This window comes from Paenibacillus vulneris (assembly GCF_039543185.1).
Classification (GTDB): Bacteria; Bacillota; Bacilli; order Paenibacillales; family NBRC-103111; genus Paenibacillus_S; species Paenibacillus_S vulneris.
In genome coordinates this window covers 105,807-122,875 of the sequence record NZ_BAABJG010000021.1, presented here as the reverse complement: position 1 = coordinate 122,875, position 17,069 = coordinate 105,807, and the positions used below count along the sequence as shown (strand labels likewise).

14 protein-coding genes are annotated in these 17,069 nt (G+C 48.8%); 7 read left to right on the top strand and 7 right to left on the bottom strand.

Annotated elements, in window-relative coordinates:
• Positions 1-2 precede the first annotated feature (2 nt).
• Complete coding sequence (gene glpK, locus ABEA66_RS18965; protein WP_345589817.1) at positions 3-1,493, top strand: glycerol kinase GlpK; 1,491 nt, start codon at positions 3-5, stop codon at positions 1,491-1,493.
• Between the two features lie 29 nt (positions 1,494-1,522).
• Here the strand turns inward: glpK and ABEA66_RS18960 are convergent, their stop codons facing one another.
• The 4 genes from ABEA66_RS18960 to ABEA66_RS18945 all read right to left on the bottom strand — a co-directional run bounded on the left by ABEA66_RS18960 (position 1,523) and on the right by ABEA66_RS18945 (position 4,992).
• Positions 1,523-2,017 (bottom strand): immunoglobulin-like domain-containing protein, encoded by a 495-nt coding sequence (locus ABEA66_RS18960; RefSeq protein WP_345589814.1) that lies wholly within the window; start codon positions 2,015-2,017, stop codon positions 1,523-1,525.
• Between the two features lie 142 nt (positions 2,018-2,159).
• Positions 2,160-2,966: a histidinol-phosphatase gene (locus ABEA66_RS18955; RefSeq protein WP_192704073.1), complete on the bottom strand. Its 807-nt coding sequence runs from the start codon at positions 2,964-2,966 to the stop codon at positions 2,160-2,162.
• A gap of 6 nt (positions 2,967-2,972) precedes the next feature.
• On the bottom strand, positions 2,973-3,875 hold the full coding sequence (locus ABEA66_RS18950) for a LysR family transcriptional regulator (protein ID WP_079909837.1): 903 nt from the start codon (positions 3,873-3,875) through the stop codon (positions 2,973-2,975).
• 331 nt (positions 3,876-4,206) lie between these two features.
• Positions 4,207-4,992 carry an HAD-IIA family hydrolase gene (locus tag ABEA66_RS18945; protein WP_345589811.1) on the bottom strand — a complete coding sequence of 262 codons (786 nt, stop codon included), beginning with the start codon at positions 4,990-4,992 and terminating at the stop codon, positions 4,207-4,209.
• A gap of 176 nt (positions 4,993-5,168) precedes the next feature.
• Here ABEA66_RS18945 and ABEA66_RS18940 point away from each other — a divergent pair, with 176 nt between their 5' ends.
• Both ABEA66_RS18940 and ABEA66_RS18935 read left to right on the top strand, forming a co-directional pair.
• Complete coding sequence (locus ABEA66_RS18940; RefSeq protein ID WP_345589809.1) at positions 5,169-5,873, top strand: DNA alkylation repair protein; 705 nt, start codon at positions 5,169-5,171, stop codon at positions 5,871-5,873.
• 2 nt (positions 5,874-5,875) lie between these two features.
• On the top strand, positions 5,876-6,358 hold the full coding sequence (locus tag ABEA66_RS18935; protein WP_345589807.1) for an SRPBCC family protein: 483 nt from the start codon (positions 5,876-5,878) through the stop codon (positions 6,356-6,358).
• A 68-nt stretch (positions 6,359-6,426) separates the two neighbouring features.
• Here ABEA66_RS18935 and ABEA66_RS18930 read toward each other — a convergent pair whose 3' ends face one another.
• The 3 genes from ABEA66_RS18930 to ABEA66_RS18920 are packed head-to-tail and all read right to left on the bottom strand — an operon-like array spanning position 6,427 to position 10,127.
• The gene (locus tag ABEA66_RS18930) at positions 6,427-7,545 is read right to left on the bottom strand and encodes a Ger(x)C family spore germination protein (RefSeq protein WP_345589805.1); all 1,119 of its coding nucleotides are present in this window, start codon (positions 7,543-7,545) and stop codon (positions 6,427-6,429) included.
• Positions 7,535-8,632, bottom strand: coding sequence for a GerAB/ArcD/ProY family transporter (locus ABEA66_RS18925; protein ID WP_345589803.1), 1,098 nt, complete (start codon positions 8,630-8,632; stop codon positions 7,535-7,537). The genes ABEA66_RS18930 and ABEA66_RS18925 overlap by 11 nt, the downstream gene beginning before the upstream one ends.
• 10 nt (positions 8,633-8,642) lie before the next feature.
• On the bottom strand, positions 8,643-10,127 hold the full coding sequence (locus tag ABEA66_RS18920) for a spore germination protein (protein WP_345589801.1): 1,485 nt from the start codon (positions 10,125-10,127) through the stop codon (positions 8,643-8,645).
• Between the two features lie 181 nt (positions 10,128-10,308).
• Between ABEA66_RS18920 and ABEA66_RS18915 the strand changes: the two genes are divergently transcribed.
• From ABEA66_RS18915 to ABEA66_RS18900, 4 genes are all read left to right on the top strand, one after another.
• Positions 10,309-10,800: a cysteine dioxygenase gene (locus ABEA66_RS18915; RefSeq protein WP_345589799.1), complete on the top strand. Its 492-nt coding sequence runs from the start codon at positions 10,309-10,311 to the stop codon at positions 10,798-10,800.
• A 208-nt stretch (positions 10,801-11,008) separates the two neighbouring features.
• Positions 11,009-11,842 (top strand): AraC family transcriptional regulator, encoded by an 834-nt coding sequence (locus ABEA66_RS18910; RefSeq protein WP_345589797.1) that lies wholly within the window; start codon positions 11,009-11,011, stop codon positions 11,840-11,842.
• Positions 11,843-12,003: 161 nt separating this feature from the next.
• Positions 12,004-16,044 (top strand): X2-like carbohydrate binding domain-containing protein, encoded by a 4,041-nt coding sequence (locus tag ABEA66_RS18905; RefSeq protein WP_345589795.1) that lies wholly within the window; start codon positions 12,004-12,006, stop codon positions 16,042-16,044.
• Between the two features lie 323 nt (positions 16,045-16,367).
• Positions 16,368-16,958 (top strand): hypothetical protein, encoded by a 591-nt coding sequence (locus ABEA66_RS18900; protein WP_345589791.1) that lies wholly within the window; start codon positions 16,368-16,370, stop codon positions 16,956-16,958.
• Positions 16,959-17,069: the final 111 nt, after the last annotated feature.

The window sequence follows — 17,069 nt, the reverse complement described above, 5'->3', positions numbered from 1 at the left end:
CGATGAAGAAGTCCCGTTATGTCGTTGCTATAGATCAAGGAACTACGAGCTGCAGAGCCATCGTTTTTGACCGTCAAGGGACGATTGTGCATACGGCGCAAAAGGAATTCACGCAATATTTTCCCCAATCCGGATGGGTTGAGCATGATGCGAACGAAATTTGGAATACCCAGCTGGAGGTGCTGCGCCAGGCAGTGCAATCGATTGCCGTTGATGAAATCGCTGCCATAGGGATTACGAATCAAAGGGAAACTACCGTGGTATGGGATAAAATAACGGGAGAACCGCTCCACCGGGCTATTGTTTGGCAGTGCCGCCGCACCAGCGGCTTGTGCGATGAGCTGAAGCAGCAGGGCTGGGAGGACAAGATCAGGCAGAAGACGGGCCTAGTGCTGGATGCCTATTTTTCGGGCACGAAGCTGAAATGGGTTCTTGATAACCATCCGCATATTAGAGAGAAAGCTGAACGGGGAGAAGCCTTGTTCGGCACTATCGACTCCTGGCTCATCTGGAAGCTGACGGAGGGAGCCGTGCATGTGACCGATGTCTCGAATGCATCGAGAACGATGCTGCTGAATATTCATACCGTGCAATGGGATGAGGAAATTTTAAAGGAATTCAACATTCCGGCTGCGATGCTTCCGGAGGTTCGGGCATCAAGCGAAGTCTACGGGTACACGACGCTGCTTGCCGAGGACATCCGCGTTCCTATCGCGGGGGCAGCCGGGGATCAGCAGGCCGCTTTATTCGGGCAGGGCTGCTTTAAAGAGGGAATGGCCAAAAATACTTATGGCACAGGGTGCTTTGTTCTGAAGCAGACAGGGGCCAGACCGGTTATGTCCCGAAAGGGACTTATCACCACAATTGCCTGGAAGATGAATGGCGAGGTCTGCTACGCACTGGAGGGCAGCGTATTTAATGCGGGAACGGTCATTCAATGGCTGCGCGACGGCTTGGGACTCATTCAGGATGCCGCGGAAACCGAAGCGTTGGCCTTGTCCGTCGAAAATACGGAGGGAGTCTACTTCGTGCCTGCCTTCACAGGGCTCGGGACACCGTATTGGGAGCCGGATGCCCGGGGGATGATCACTGGCTTGACCCGGGGTGCCGGCAAAGCCCATCTGGTAAGAGCAGCCCTCGAATCCATAGCCTATCAGAGCGCAGAGGTGCTGCAGGTTATGGAGGAGGAGTCGGGCATTCATTTGACCGAGCTGCGCGTTGACGGCGGCGCAGTCAAAAACAACTTCCTGATGCAGTTTCAGGCCGATATGCTGGGCGTTCCCGTCGCCCGCCCCAAGGTGATCGAAACGACGGCCCTGGGAGCGGCATGTCTGGCCGGGCTAGCCGTCGGCTTCTGGCAGGATACGGCGGAGCTTGTGCAGATGAACGGATTTGATCGTACGTTTACCCCGCAATCTGCGGGCGACGCACTACGAGAGCACAGGCTGGAAGGCTGGAAGCAGGCGGTTTCGTATCAAATCAAGGCAAACTAGCATTTGGGTTACAGCTCTAATTGTATACTTTATCCATCCACATCGAATTCAAAGGAAACCGCTTGTAGGCCCGACCCTTCGAGATGGACCTCTTTAGTAATCCGGTAATGGCCTTTCTTCAGTTGATTTAGCGGAACATCTTGATCATGGACCCCGCCGGGCTCCATCATGATTCCAAGATCTACGAAGGCAATAGTCATAGGATAGGGTGTCCATTCGCCATGCTTATGGATTTCTATTTTATAACCGACGCCAAAAGAAATGAGGGAGGAGCTTTCATTTTTTAAGTGAAGGCTCATCGTCTCGCTGCTTCGAAATTGCGCTTTATCCGCGTACAGCTTGGCAGCAGGCGGACCGCTGGGAGTTGTCATTTTCGCAGTATTCGCAATATCCGGAAGTTCATTATGGTTCTTGCTTGCATTGGAGCTCATGCCGGTTTGAACGGTATGGACTATGCTCCATAGGATTACGCATTCAGCTATGACGAACAGTGCAGCCATAGGGATAGCAACGGATTTTTTCATAAGGACCCTCCTTTTTCCTTATATGACGACAAATGGATTGCAATTGTTTCAGCGATTTTGCTTAAGCAGCAGCACAAAAAAGCCCGTTCTCCGACGAGGGAGACGGGTCTTTTGCTTAGGAGGGCCAATATGTACTTCAAGTTTATAGAGGGACGATCTGGCGCTCTTTTTGCTTGTAGTATACCCATTCGGTAAAGCCGATTTCTTTGAGCCGCTTGCTCACCAATTCCCAATCGTCGCCGACACGTTCCGGCTTGTGTGCGTCGGAACCGAAGGTAACTCTTACGCCATAATGGCAGGCGCGCTCAAGAACAGCATCGATAGGGTACCAGCCGCCGCAGTCCTTCGTTTTGCCGGAGGTGTTGATTTCAATAGCAATGTCCTGTTCTGCGATAATTTGCAATGTTTTGTCCACGGCATCCGTAGGAATATCGGAGAAGGCAGGGTAGAAGCCGCGCATGGCATCGATATGGCCGAGAATCTGGAACATGCCGCTGCGAGCGGATTGCTGAATCAGGTCATAGTAAAGCTCTTTTTGCTCGACTTTTTGCCGGTCGGTCAAACCGTTCCAACGCTTTTTATTGAAGATGCTGACGCCGCCCGACAGATGGACGGAACCGATAATATAGTCGAAAGGATATTGCTCATACACCTTGCGGTACACGTCCGCGTGCTCAGGGAAAAAGTCGGATTCGACACCCAGCAGAACGTCGATTTTTCCGGCATACTCCTGCTTCAGCTTCAGCACCTCGTCTACATAACGGCTGAACTCGCTTTTAGCCATCGCAATGCCGGGCTGCTCCTGCTCCACGTCGCTTGCAAAGTAGGGTGAATGGTCCGATATGCCGATAACGGACAGTCCGTGCCGTATGCCCGCCTCGATATAGTCGCGGATTGTGCCGAGGGCATGGCCGCAACGTTCATGATGCGTATGCAAATCAAATTTCATATCAAGTCACTCCGATCCTATAAATTGAATTTCCTGCATGCCTTTCAAATCCTCTAAAAATTGATGGAGCGCCGAGCTTAAGTAACGTCCGGATTTATAGACGACCCCGACGGGGTGGCTGCTTTCAAGCTCATTGACCTTTATCATCTTCAGCGTGCCGAGACGCAGCTCGGTGGCAATGGATAGCTTGGAAATAATCGCGGCGCCCAGATTCAGCTCCACCATTCGCTTGACTTCCTCACTGCTGGACAGTTCCATCACGATTTGAGGGGTAATGTTCAGATGCTTGAAAATTTGATCGACGAATCGCCGCCCGGCCGTTTCCGGAGACAGCATTATGAGAGGAATATCTCTCAGCTTCTCCATCGGAATATGCTGGAAGCGGCTTAACGGATGTGCGGGTGAAACCACCAGCTCAAACGTGTCGTAATACAGCACGGAGCTTTCCAACGCCGGATGCTTCTCGAACAAATAGGTGATGCCGATATCGATGGACCCATTTTCCACGCTGTGCATAATTTGCGAGGAGGTCATTGAGTGAATCGTCGTTTTGATCAGCGGAAACTGATTCTGAAAGTAAGACAGCACCCGCGGCAATATTTGTATCGCTATCGAGGTTGTCGTTCCCAAGTGGATATGACCTTGAGGCGTTGAATTCAGATCGGCTAAACGCTGTTTCAAATCTTCAACGGTCTGCAGAATGATTTCCGCATGCTCCAAAAATACCCGTCCGCTATCGGTGAGCGTCACGGGCTGATTACGGTCGATCAGTACGGTTTTAAATTCGTCCTCCAGGCTTTTGATCTGTGCGGAGACAGCCGGCTGTGTCAAGTTCAATACTTCTCCCGCTTTGCGAAAGCTCATCGTTTTGGAAATGGTAAGCAGTGTTTCTAGTTGGTTTAAGTTCAATGCCGGAACCTCCTCTCCAAAAGGGGTTTATTGCTTCCCAGTTAGCTTCGTCAAAATAGATAAATTTTATCATCTTTACAAAAAATATAAAATCCGTTTCTTGAAAGCTATTTTCATTATATGACACTTGCTCCGGCTGAGCAAACAAAAAGTACTTCGTTCCCGAATGATTTACTACATAAACTATAAGGGATATCTGGGACGGCGGCTTGGGAAAAACGATTGTTTCCGGACTAAAAAAAGAGCTGAGGCTGTGACCTGCACCCAACGTTAGACTTACCTAACCAATGGAGATGCCGTTCACTGCTAAGCTCTTTTTCTATGGCTTCCGCTAGGCTTGGCCTAATCTGTCCATCAAATCTGTCAAGGTATCGCATACCCAATCCGGTTGAACTCCTGTCTTCGCCAGCTGCTCCTCCAGCGTATTCCGGTTAATAAGGCCGGTAAGCACCAGCGCCGTTCGGCACTGAGCCGCGATGCCTCCTTGAATGTCGGTCAACAGATTATCCCCGACAACCCAAATCTGCTCCGGCGGCAAATTCAGCTTGCGTATGGCATAGTTCATAATGATAGGGGAAGGCTTGCCGATGACGACAGGCTCCGTCTGGCTGGCTCTCTCGATAGAGGCGCCGATGGAGCCTGCGCCGGGGCGGAGCTCATTGTTCCAGGGAAGCAGATGGTCCGGGTTGGTCATAATGAAGCCGGCGCCCGACCGTATCAGGCTGACGGCTCTCGCCATCTTCTCGTAATTGAAGCTGCGGTCGATGCCCTGAACCACATAGTCCGCAGGACCATCAGTTACCGGCTCGAAGCCGGCGTCCTGCATCGCTAGCTCCAATCCCGCTTCACCGATCAGATACATGCGGTTGCCTTGGTTTTGCTCCTGCATGTACATCGCGGCAGCCTGGGAGGAAGTAAGCACCTCCTCGGGTTTCGCGTCTATGCCGACTCGTCCTAGATGGGCAGCGACCTGCTCAGGGGGTCTTGAGGAATTATTCGTCACGTATACATAGGGATGTCCCTCTTGCTTCAGCCATCGGATGAAATCGGCAGCTTCAGGGATCGGTGTATCTCCGTGGTACAGTGTACCATCCAAATCCAATAAAAATCCGGGCACTTGCTGGTCCTCCTCTTCTGTATCACAGTTGTCAGATGATCGAGTTCATTGTAGCAAAAGCGGTCCTATCCCGCCACTTTTTCCGTTCGGATGGATGCCATTGCTTGTGATATACTGTGATTAATGATTGGCAAGCTGATTGCCTTAGTTATTCTTAAGCCCTTCCGGAGGTCCAGATGAATTCTTATGTGAAATCGTGGATTGAATTAGTAAGCAGCTGCCGTAATGAAGCGGAAGCGGCGCCCATGAAGCAGTATATGCGCAATCAGTTCGATTTTTTGGGTATACGGGGCCCGAAGCGGGTAGAGCTGTTTAAGGAATGGGTGCATCGTAACGGGCTCCCCCCGTTAGAGGAGCTTCCGGAAGTCGTTACATCATTGTGGAGCATGCCGGAACGGGAGTATCAGTATACGGCGATTGATCTTTTGGTCAAAATGCAAAGGAAGCTGGAAAAAGAGCATATCGACTTATTGGAATGGCTGATCGTCCACAAATCATGGTGGGATACGGTAGATGGGATCGCTCCTAATGGAGCGGGATATTTATTTCAAAAGCATCCGGAGCTGATCGCGAGCTATGCTGACCGCTGGATTGAATCCGATCCTATTTGGCTGCAAAGATCGGCCATTCTTTTTCAATTAAAATATAAGAGCCGAACGCAGGAGTCCTTACTGTTCCGGTACATACAGCGCCGGTCCGATTCGGATGAATTTTTCATTCAGAAGGCTATCGGCTGGGCATTACGCGAATATTCCAAGACGAATCCCGAGGCGGTCAGAGATTTTATCCAAAGCCATGAGTTGAAGCCGCTTAGTCGGCGTGAAGGGATGAAGCATCTGGACAAGCTGGGAAATATACAATCAAAAGAAAGGGAGGGGTAAGCATGCTGGCCGAACTGCGTAAGGCGGATCACGGGTTTATCGCTCAATTCGAACGGCATTACAAGCATTCGATTGAGGAGGTATGGGCTTATTTGACGGAGAATGAAAAGCTGAACCAATGGTTCCCTGAGCTTGAGGTGGAAGAGCTGCGTCAGGGTGGGCTTATCAGGTTCAACATGCCGGATGGGACCCAGCTGGATATGATGATCCTCGATATGAAGTCTTTGTCTGCTCTGGAATACACGTGGGGAGAGGACCGTGTGCGCTTTGAGCTGGCTGCCGAGCCGGGAGGCTGTCTTCTTTATCTGAAGGAGACGATTCAGGCTGTCACCCCGCATACGCCTAAGGATCTGGCCGGATGGCATGTCTGCCTCGACGTTATCGCAGCGTTATTGAACGATACGGTCATGGATCGCAAGCGCGAGTGGGAACGAATGTATGAACAATACATTCAGGCCGTGGAGAAGACGGTAGGCAGCTTATAGAATCAATCGCGGGCTATCGAACCTTCCTGGGAACGGTAGCTCCTTTTCATTTACGGATAAGCAGGTCTTTACTGCAGCAATCTACCGAAGTCTTTAATTTTCACATGTGCGTGTACGGTAATTTCTGCATTAGAGATGATCTCTCGACGAGGAAGTTTCAACCATTCGGTAAAAGAAATTAAGTTTCTCGCATACTGTCCGATACCTATGGAGTCAACCCGGTTCTTTTGCATGATGCTTAGTAGTTCCAAGCTCTTTTTTTCCACCAAACGAACCATCAAAGCTTCCAGCTTTTTCTGATCCTCCTCCTTTTTCATGTTTAATTCACCTGAATATTCTAACAAGGACCCTATAATATTGAGGTCTATGGCAACCTTCAGCTTGTTTCTGTTCAATAATGTGTCCGGGGAGGATAAGATTCGTATTTTTCTATCGCTGGACACGTATAGTAATGCAGCATCTTCATGTTTATTGGGATCAATCTCACTTAGATTCATATAAATATTTCCTGCACCAATATCCTCATGAAGCAAAGCGAAATACATTTTATCTTCCGGCTGTACTTTGGCTACATATTGATCGTCCCGGAACAGCGCGACCCCATTAATGATGATGCTTGTTTTGTTTTCTTTGATTAGGGAAGCTACGGGATCAGTGCCGTCATCTTGAATATCCCTAACAAAAGAATACAGGTTGGTGTAAGGAATGTCGTTAACCTTCGCTTCCGTTCGGATAAGATCATCAATATATTCCCCGACCGTCTGGCCTTGGGGGTATTTTTTCGTTAACAATTTATTGGCCTCTCCTTCTACTACGACGACATGAACGCGATTGCCGAAGGAAGGGTCTCGGACGAGTGCGTCAATATGCTTCCAAATGCCTTTCTTTGCGAACTTATCGCCAAATAATACCTGCCGCACTTGTCCGTTCACAATCTTTCGATTGTTTTGCCTATCAAAAATCATTCTTGCTTCCCTGCTGCTTCTTGCTTCCGTTGAGTAGATGAGGGTTTCTTTTTCATTTGCTCTCGGGAGGCTAATCGTCAATCTTATGGAATTGCCATTTTTGTTGTCGTTCGCGGCATCATAGGCAATAGACCGTACAAAGCCCGTCTTCTCGAGAATTTTTTCGTCCGAGCACCCAACCAGGATCAAGAAAACGATGACGATACCCCATTTACACTTCATGATTGGCCTTCTGTTCCTTCCATTTATTGAATTGGAGTACAAGGATTAATAGAAGAGGCATCGAGAACGCAATGCACATTTCAATATAAAAAGCGGTATTGAGCAGCTCTTGAGACTTTCTAAGAATCTGTGGTACCCATCCTACGGCAAATAGAATCGCAGTAATCCCTATTTCGATCCATTTGGGTCGAGCGTGGGGGAATACTTGCTTCAAGGTCATATGTGCTGCAAAACAAAACATAACCGTTGAGATCAAGTTCACATAGAGAAAGAAAGGAAACACCAAACTTTCTATTCGATTCATAAAAGGCAGTTCAATGTAGCTAAGTAAATTCATTAGCGGATAAAGAAGGGTTTGTAATTGTTGAAAGCTATAGAAGCCTAGTGAAATCCAAATGACGAATAATTGAACACAGGTAGTAAGCAAATGTCCGGCCATGACACCTTTAAACAGCTTGCTTTCTTTATTCGTGAAAGGAATGAAGAACAAGCAAAGTTCGTAACCGACAAAAGCCTTGTAAATTTCAGCCCAACTCGCCAGAGAAGGCGGATGGGATGCTCCTTGTAAGAATGAGGTGGTGAATCGAACGAGCTGCCAATCCTTAATAAAGAAGAGACACAATCCAACTATCCAAATGGTTAAAAAGAATAGGATCGTATTGGCTTTGCAAATATTGTAAAGAGTTTTGCTAATTAAGCAATAAACCATCGCACAATACAAGAAAAAAATAAGCATAGGGTGCATGGATTGAAAAAAAAGCAGTTGAAATACAAAAATAAAGTTCTTGCCGATTAAGGAAGCGAGCCCGATCCAGATCAAAGCAATGACAACATAGAATGGGTACAGCAGCACCTTAGGAAGTGATGTCTCTAGGATTTGAAAAGCAGACCTGCCATTTCCCCACTTATAAACAACCCAGTAAAGGAAAATGTTGAATGATGCAACGCAGGATAAAATAATATATCCTACCCAACCATTGGTACCCAGGTTCTCGACAACAGTACGAGGAAGGTCAAATAAGCTGATATCCATTTCGATCATATAGATGAGCAAAGCAATATGAAAAGCATTTAGTTTTTCCTTCATCCATTCACCGTCATTTACGCATTTTATTTCGGATCTTATTTTTAGTTTTCACAATACTGGGACGTTTACGCAATAACCAGAAAGGTCCTCGAACGAATGTATCCAAGGAATCGTTCACATTCATCGGTGCAACAGGCGTTAAATAAGAAGTACCCAAATTGGTGATTCCAGCAAGGTGGATAACCATAAACCCGATGCCGATGACAAGCCCCAGATTGCCAAGCATCCCTGCTAAAATGATGAAGCCGAAACGGATGAGCCGGATGGATGCACTCATAATATAGCTTGGAACCACGAATGACGAGATGGCGGATGTAGCAACGGTGATGATAAGGATATTACTCGTAAAACCGGCTTGAACAGCAGCCTGTCCGATAACGATACCGCCAACGATTCCAATGGTTTGACCAATTTTGGACGGGAGTCTTGCTCCGGCCTCTCTGAGCAATTCAATGGTCGTTTCCATAATCAAGGCTTCTAATAGCGGGGGAAAGGGAACTTTACTCCTCGATTCGACTAAATTATAGAGCATGGTATGCGGAATCATTTCGTAATGAAACGTAGTCGCCGAAACGTAAAAGGATGTTAAACCGAGCGTAAGAATAAATCCGACCAAACGGAGTAGTCTGATCGCAGTACCTGTGAGCCATCTACTATAGTAATCATCGGGTGAAGAAAAGAAATCAAAAAAAGAGGTTGGACAGCAAAATGCGGAAGGGCTTCCGTCAATAAGTCCTACAATTCGGCCTCCGACAATTTTAGATACGATAGCGTCAGGGCGTTCCGTGGTCATGAATTGCGGAAAAACAGAGTTCGGATTTTCTTCGATGAGCTGGACCAGCATATTCCCTTCAGTAACCATGTCAATTTCAATGTTTTGAATTCGCTTGATGAGCGTTTGTACAAGCTCCTGATCGGCAATGCCCTCAAGATACATCAAGACGACATCCGATTTGGCCACTTCACCTACTTGGAGCTTGACTGTTTTTAACTTGGAGCTTTTGATCCTATTGCGAAGCAAGCCAATATTTAGCGAAATATTTTCCACAAATCCATCATGCGGTCCGGTAATAACAGTTTCTGTCTCCGATTGCTCAATGGTTCGGCCAATAGCCTCGGAAACATCGACCAAATATGCAGTTTGCCTGAAAAAGACGGACGCTTTGCCGTCCAAAATGCCCTTGATACATGCCTTGCTATCCTGAACGGGCTGGTAAGTACCCCGAGCCAATATGCCTGCAACATCGTTCTCTCCCGCGTGAGTAAAAGGATGGATCACATCGCGAAAAAGTTCCGTATTCCCGACCAGCGTAGGCAGATAGACCACATCAACTTGACATTGCTTGAAGGCATGATGGTTAAAATCCATACAATCCTTAAATGCTGTGATGGTTTGCTCAAGCGAAGGCGGGGTTACGCTGTCTGTCTCGGCTTGTGTCTCATTTATTACTGGTTGATTCGAGAAAAGATTGAGAAGCTTTTGAAGGAATGTCATATTTCCCCACCTCGAGAGGTATTTTCCCCAAAAGGCTGTTCAATAATTCAATTATTTGTGCTGCTGCCAATTAGGAAAAGCACGAACCGGGCAGAAGCGGAATACAAGTATAAAATCGGCACACATTATAAGATTTACTTATACAATATTAAAGAAAAGTTGATTAATGGAGGGTAACAGCATGAAACTACTTGAATCCATCGAGCAAGTGTTTCGGCATTTGGCGGCTCCGTCCGGCCACGATTTGAGAAGAGCCGTGGAGCGATTGAATTTGAATCCGGAGGAGGCAGCTATGTATGTGACGGAGCCGTCGCATTTGCCCTATGGCCGGAGGATCTTGTTCCAATCCGAGCATGTGGAGGTCATCCTGATTCATTTGCCTGCAGGGCATGAAACTTATATCCACGACCATGGAGAATCCATAGGATGTGCCTATGTGCTCGAAGGGGAGCTGACCAACAAGCAGTTTTGGCTGGATAAAGAGGGCTACGCCCATGAATGCGGCGAGTCCGTGCTTCGACCTAACCAATTTATGTTTGCCCCGAAGGGCCAAATTCATCAAATGTGCAATTACGGCAAGCAAAGAGTTGTTACTCTCCATGCTTATACTCCTGCGATGAAAAATACAAAGGTATATTACCAATACGAGCAGGTTCTTGATTATGTTATTTAAGAACGAAGAGTAAACACGGTCGAATGTCTTTGATAGGGCTCGATAGGGTTTCTCATACTATACCATTTTTCCGGCCCCGCTCTTTGTGGGGTCATTTTCATTAGGAGGATTGTCTTCCTGGACCGAAAGGGTTTCCCTCTCGCGAATAGAATTATGAATGTAACGATCGGGTTAGGAATAGAAGTTCCACGAAAGGAGGAGGGGCTTTTTGGATGACGCAAAGAAGCAGTTGCTGAATCACCAGCTGTCGCAATTGCGGGTTCAACTGCTTTTTGCGAAGCTTTCCGTATGCTCTCCGGATTGGATCAGGCATCGCTTCACTCCTTCTTATAACAAAATTTACCTGATTAAGGGCGGGGAAGGATGGCTTCAAATCGGCAAGGAGCAGCTCCGTCCGGAGCCGGGGGACCTGGTGTTTATACCAGGCGGGGTGGAGCAATCTTATTCTGTCACGGGCGGAACTCCCTATACCATGCATTGGTGTCATTTCAAAACGAATTTGAATTTCAACCGGCTCTTTCAGTTGTTCGGTTTGACCAACGTGGTGAAAGCAGATGAAGGCCGTGAGCTACAGTACTGGTTTCAGGAGCTGGAAGAGCATCGCAGAGATGAAGGCCCGACTACCTCGCTGAAAATCCAGTCTGCTCTCTTCGCGATAATTTCTTATTTTATCGATCATGCGGTTACGGACCATGGGCGGGAGGCCGTCAATGATTCCTTGCGAAAACTGACGGATACGATCCATTATATCGACGATCATTTATCCAGGGAGCTGACGATCGAGGAGCTCGCACAGAACGCCCATTTTCATCCGAATTACTTTATCCGTGTATTCAAAAGGCATCTCGGGATGCCGCCTATGCGGTACATTCATGAAAGGAGAATGGAAAAGGCGAAGCAGCTGCTCAGCTCTACGGATCTTACGGTTGGGGAAGTCGCTCGCCGAACCGGGTTCAAGGATGTGTCCTATTTTTCTGCGGCATTCAGGAAAGGGGCAGGCGCCTCTCCTTCGGAATATCGCAATTTGTTCCCTGGCCGCTAGCAGGGTTCATTAGGATGAACCGTGCTTGTCCCCAAGAAGTTAATTTTACAACAAAACAGGTTAGGCTGATCGCTTACGGCAGATCTTGAAAGCGCTGTATTATGAGAATGTGAGCCTAATACAGGCACATACATTCTACAGCGAGGTGGGAGATAATGAGGATGAAGACCGGGTTCAGGACGCTGGTAGCTTTATGCGTTGCTTTGGGCAGCGGCATGCCTGTAGTGGAGAACGAGCAGATGGTGCACGCTCAGGATCAAGCGCCGACGCAGCTCTACGTTGCCAAAAACGGCAGCGACACCTTCGAGGGCACGATGAGCCGCCCTTTCGCTACGCTGGAAAAAGCCCGCGACGCGATTCGCGAGATGAAAAGTGCCGGGGCCCTTCCTCCAGGAGGAGTCAAAGTGACCATCCGGGGCGGGGAGTATCGGTTCACCGATACGTTTCAATTGGATGAGAGGGACTCCGGAACGCTGGATTCCCCTATTACCTACGAAGCGTATCAGGGGGAGAAGGTCACTATTTCCGGCGGGGATACGATCGATGCTTCCATGTTCCGCCCCGTCTCTGACCCGTCTATTCTGGGGAGGCTTCCCAAGGAAGCCGGCAGCAAAGTCATGCAGCTGGACCTTAAGGCGCTGGGCATTACCGACTACGGCGTGCTTGGCAGCACCAGCAACGTTCCGCCGGAGCTGTTTATCAATGGAAACGTTATGACGCTCGCACGATGGCCGAACAGCGGCTTTACGACGGTGGATCAGGTAGTGAAGACCCCGGACAGTGCGGCAGGAACAGGATATACCTTTACCTATAAGGACAGCGGGCTGCATAAATGGCAGAGCATCGATTACACATGGATGCTGGGTTACTGGGGGAACGATTGGGCAACCAACGATCTTCAGATCAAGTCCATTGACCAGGAGCGTACTACTATCGAAACCTACAAGGGCACCAGCTATGCGATGAAAGCCGGGCAGCGCTTTTATTTCTACAATATTCTGGAGGAGCTGGACGCCCCGGGCGAATGGTATGTAGACCGTAATACAGGCATGCTGTATCTCTATCCGCCGGCTCCGCTTCAGGAAAGTAAAATTCAATTGTCTTTATTCAATAAAAATTTGATTACGATGAACAATACATCTAATGTCATATTCAGCCATCTCGCGATGGAGGTTCATAGGGGCAACGCCATCGATATTACGGGCGGAGAAAATAACCGGATCCAATATTGCGAAATCAGCAAGATGGGCGGCTATGCGGTCAAAATCAACGGGGGACGGAACAACGGAGTATACGGCTCAAGCATTTACAGCATGGGAAACGGGGGCGTTCTGTTGAACGGCGGCGATTTTACGACGCTGACTCCTGCAGGGAACTACGCGGATAATAACGATATTTACAACTATGCCAGAATCAAGCTGACTTACACCTCCGCCGTTGAGCTGAATGGAGTAGGTAACCGCGCCACGCATAACAAAATGCATAATGCGCCGCATCTCGCCATCCAGTTCAGAGGAAACGACCATGTGATGGAGTACAACGAAATCTACGATGTGGTCAAGGAAACGGCGGATGCTTCGGCGATTTATTCGGGCAGAAGCTTCGTATGGCGCGGCAATGTCATTAATAACAACTATTTCCACGACATTATTGCCAGCGATTTGCGTGTATCGACAGCAGCAATTTATTTGGACGATTACATGAGCGGCGTGGAAATGAGGGGCAACGTGTTCTACAAGATCGGCAAGCAGGCGTTCAAGCTGGCCAACGGCCGGGAAAATGTCGTCGAGAACAATCTGGTCATCGATACCGGCTCTTCGATCGCCTTCATGACACGCGGATATAAGCCCGGTGAAAAAAATTATGAATCGTTGATGAGCAAATTCGATCAGGTTCCTTATCAGAGCGATATTTGGGCACAGCGCTACCCGACGCTTCCCAATATTTTGAACGACGATCCCCTGCTGCCAAAACGGAATGTTGTCCGCAACAATGCGTTTGTCAACAGCGGACCTATTACCGGAGACAGCCAGAATATGAAGCTTGGCACTTTCGAGAACAATCTGTCCTTTGCCAACAAGGATGACATAGGCTTTGAAGATGCGGCAAATGGAAACTTCCAGTTAAGGAATGATTCCGTGATCTTCTCCAGCATTCCGGAATTTAAATCCATTCCGTTCCATGAGATGGGGGTTAAGGCAGCAGGACTTCCGCCGTCCCAGTCGGGCTTATCCGTAAAATCGGTGGATTATCCGCAGAATGGAGACGATGTTAAGGTTCAGATGAGCTTGAACGGTAATTCGTTTGAAGGCATAAAAGATGAAACCGGCCTCCGCCTAAGGGAAGGAACGGATTATGTGACGGAAGGGTCGTCCGTTCGGTTGAACAAGTCGTATCTGGCTTCGCTGGCGCAAGGCTATCATGCTCTGACCTTCTCCTTCAGCGCAGGGAACGATGCTTTCTTGAACGTCAATGTACTGCCTCCTGCAAGCGCGCAGCTTAGCTCATCCTCCTTGAAATATGCGCAAAATTCAGGCGACAGCACCATCGGTATGAGTCTGAACGGCAATACGCTTCTTTCCATTAACGATGGCAGCCAGGTGCTGAAGGAAGGAACGGATTACATCAATAACGGAACCTCTGTGACCTTCAAGAGCTCGTACCTCATGAAGCTGGCTCTGGGCCAATACAACCTTCGGTTCACATTTAGCTCGGGCACTGAGGCGGTTCTGGCATTAAGCGTCGTTCAAGAGAGCTATACACTGAACAAAACGTATTCGGCTTCATCGCAATGGAGCAATGATTACAGCGCGGCCAAAGCATTTGACGGCAATCCTGCATCCCGTTGGTCTGCGGAGAAAGGAAAAACCGCGAATCAGCACTTGACGGTTGATTTTGGTGACAGCATTACGTTCAATCAGGTGATTGTACGGGAGAGTTCTTACCAGAGGGTGAACCATTATGTCCTGCAATATTCGGAGGACGGCGAAAACTACATCGACATTCCAGGAACGGAAGGAAGCTCCATTGGAACCAGCAAGACGATCGATTTCGATCCGGTCACAACGCAATATTTGCGTCTTCTGATGTACTCGACCAAGCTGGAGTCCGGCGCCAGCAAGGAGCCGACGATCAACGAGGTGGAAGTCTATTATGTGCCGCCGGTCAACCCAATTGAGCTTACCGTACCCGGTGATCTGACTGTGGAGGCCGTGGGAGAACGGACTAAGGTAGACATCGGGACAGCGACATCGACGGAAGGAGTCGTTGTCACCAATGATGCTCCGAGTGATTTTCCGCTCGGAACGACGGTGGTTACCTGGACCGCCAAGGATGCCGAGGGACGTACCCGGACTGCAACTCAAAAGGTGACGGTAGTAGATACGGTGCCCCCGGTGATTACCGGTGAAGCTGCGCCGCAGCCTAATCTTAACGGCTGGTACCGTACGCCGGTAACGGTGCATTTTACCGCTGTCGATAGCGGTTCGGGCGTTGCCAGCGTAACTCCGGATATCGTGCTTTCCAACGATGGGAGAGACCAGACGGCAACCGGGACAGCGGTGGATAAAGCGGGAAATACGGCGACGGCGGCCGTCTACGGCATCCATATCGATACGGTGAAGCCGATGATCGATATTAAGGCAGCTCCGTCCTACACGACGTCCCAGACGATGACAGTAGCTTATTCCGTCTATGACGATTTATCGGGCGTAGACAGCATAAAGGCTCTATTGAACGGCAGTCCGGTGGTGAACGGTCAAGCCGTGAGGCTGGCTGATTTAGCGGGAGCCAACACGCTAACCGTCACCGCATCCGACAAAGCAGGCAACATAACGGAACAGACAGTTAGCCTCCAGGTAGTTATTGATGCTGCCGTCACTATCACCCCTAAGACACTGAACCTCAAAAGCCAGGGCGGGGCGAACTCGATGACGGCCGGCATCGCTCTGCCCCAGGGATACGCAGCTTCCCAGCTGGATACAGGCTCGATCCGATTGACGGTGAACGGCAAGGTCATTCCCGCGCAAGCCATTCCGCAGGGGGCGGGAGGAACGGGCTCAAGCCTGACAGTCAAATTTGACAGGCAGCAGGTGATCGCGGCTTTGGGAACAGCCGAAGGGAATGTAACCCTAACGGTCAGTGGAAGCCTGCTCGACGGGAAAAGCTTTGCAGGGAGCGACACGATTCGAGTGATTCATTAATGCAGACGCCATATGGCAACCGAATCGGTTGAAAACCCTGAAAATCTGCTATGGTACCCCGGTGGGGCATCTCCTTCCGGTTGTTGTTCTCTGGAAATTTTGATTATATTCGCGTCATAGCGGTGATTTCCTGAGAACAAAGGCGAACGCTTACGCTCCTGCAGGAAATACCCCAACTATCACCTTTCGCATTTTTCCATTAGATAGAGTTTTTTTAACAACCCGGGACGCCATGAGGCGTCCTTTTTTCTTTACTATGAGGGTAATTATGGATAATATGGTAGTTAATTTATTTTTTTGCATGATTACAAAGGAGGTACCTTATGACAATGCAGCTGAGAGTTGCCTTGCCCAAAGATAACCTGGAGACCGTCGTTTCATTTTTAGAAAAAGCTAGGATTCCGATTCCACCAAATATTTTGAACACAAGAGCCTATTTGCTTTCTTCTCAGGCGATGGAATGGATTATCGTGAAGCAGATTGATATTCCTATGCTCGTTGAACTTGGAGCGGCCGATTTGGGGATCACCGGAAAGCATATTTTATGGGAGCAGCCCAAAGAGCTCGTCGAATTGCTGGACCTTGGTACGGACCGGGTGGATTTGTTTCTATTCGGCGAATCCGGGATGCTGAGCCGCCCGGACTTGACGATTGCAACGAAATATCCGAGGATCACTTCGAGGTATTTTCGGGACAAAGGAAAGCATGTCAGGACCATACCCGCTATCCTGGATTCGTTGGCTGCGTCTGATGCCGTGGTCGCGGCGGATCAGGATTACGCCCTTTCCCCAGGAAGGACGATAGTCGATACAATAGCCGCTTCGACGGACCGTCTTATTGCCAACCGGAGCAGCTATTGTCTCAAGCAGCGTACTATCGATGATTTTTGTTCCTGCTTACAGCGCGCTATTTAACCATACAATACAAAAAGGCGGCCGTGATAGCCGCCATTTTTTGTATTCGTTTGTTGAGAAACTTAGTTTAGTGCGAAAAGGGCTAATATGGAGATGGGGTATGCCTCGGAG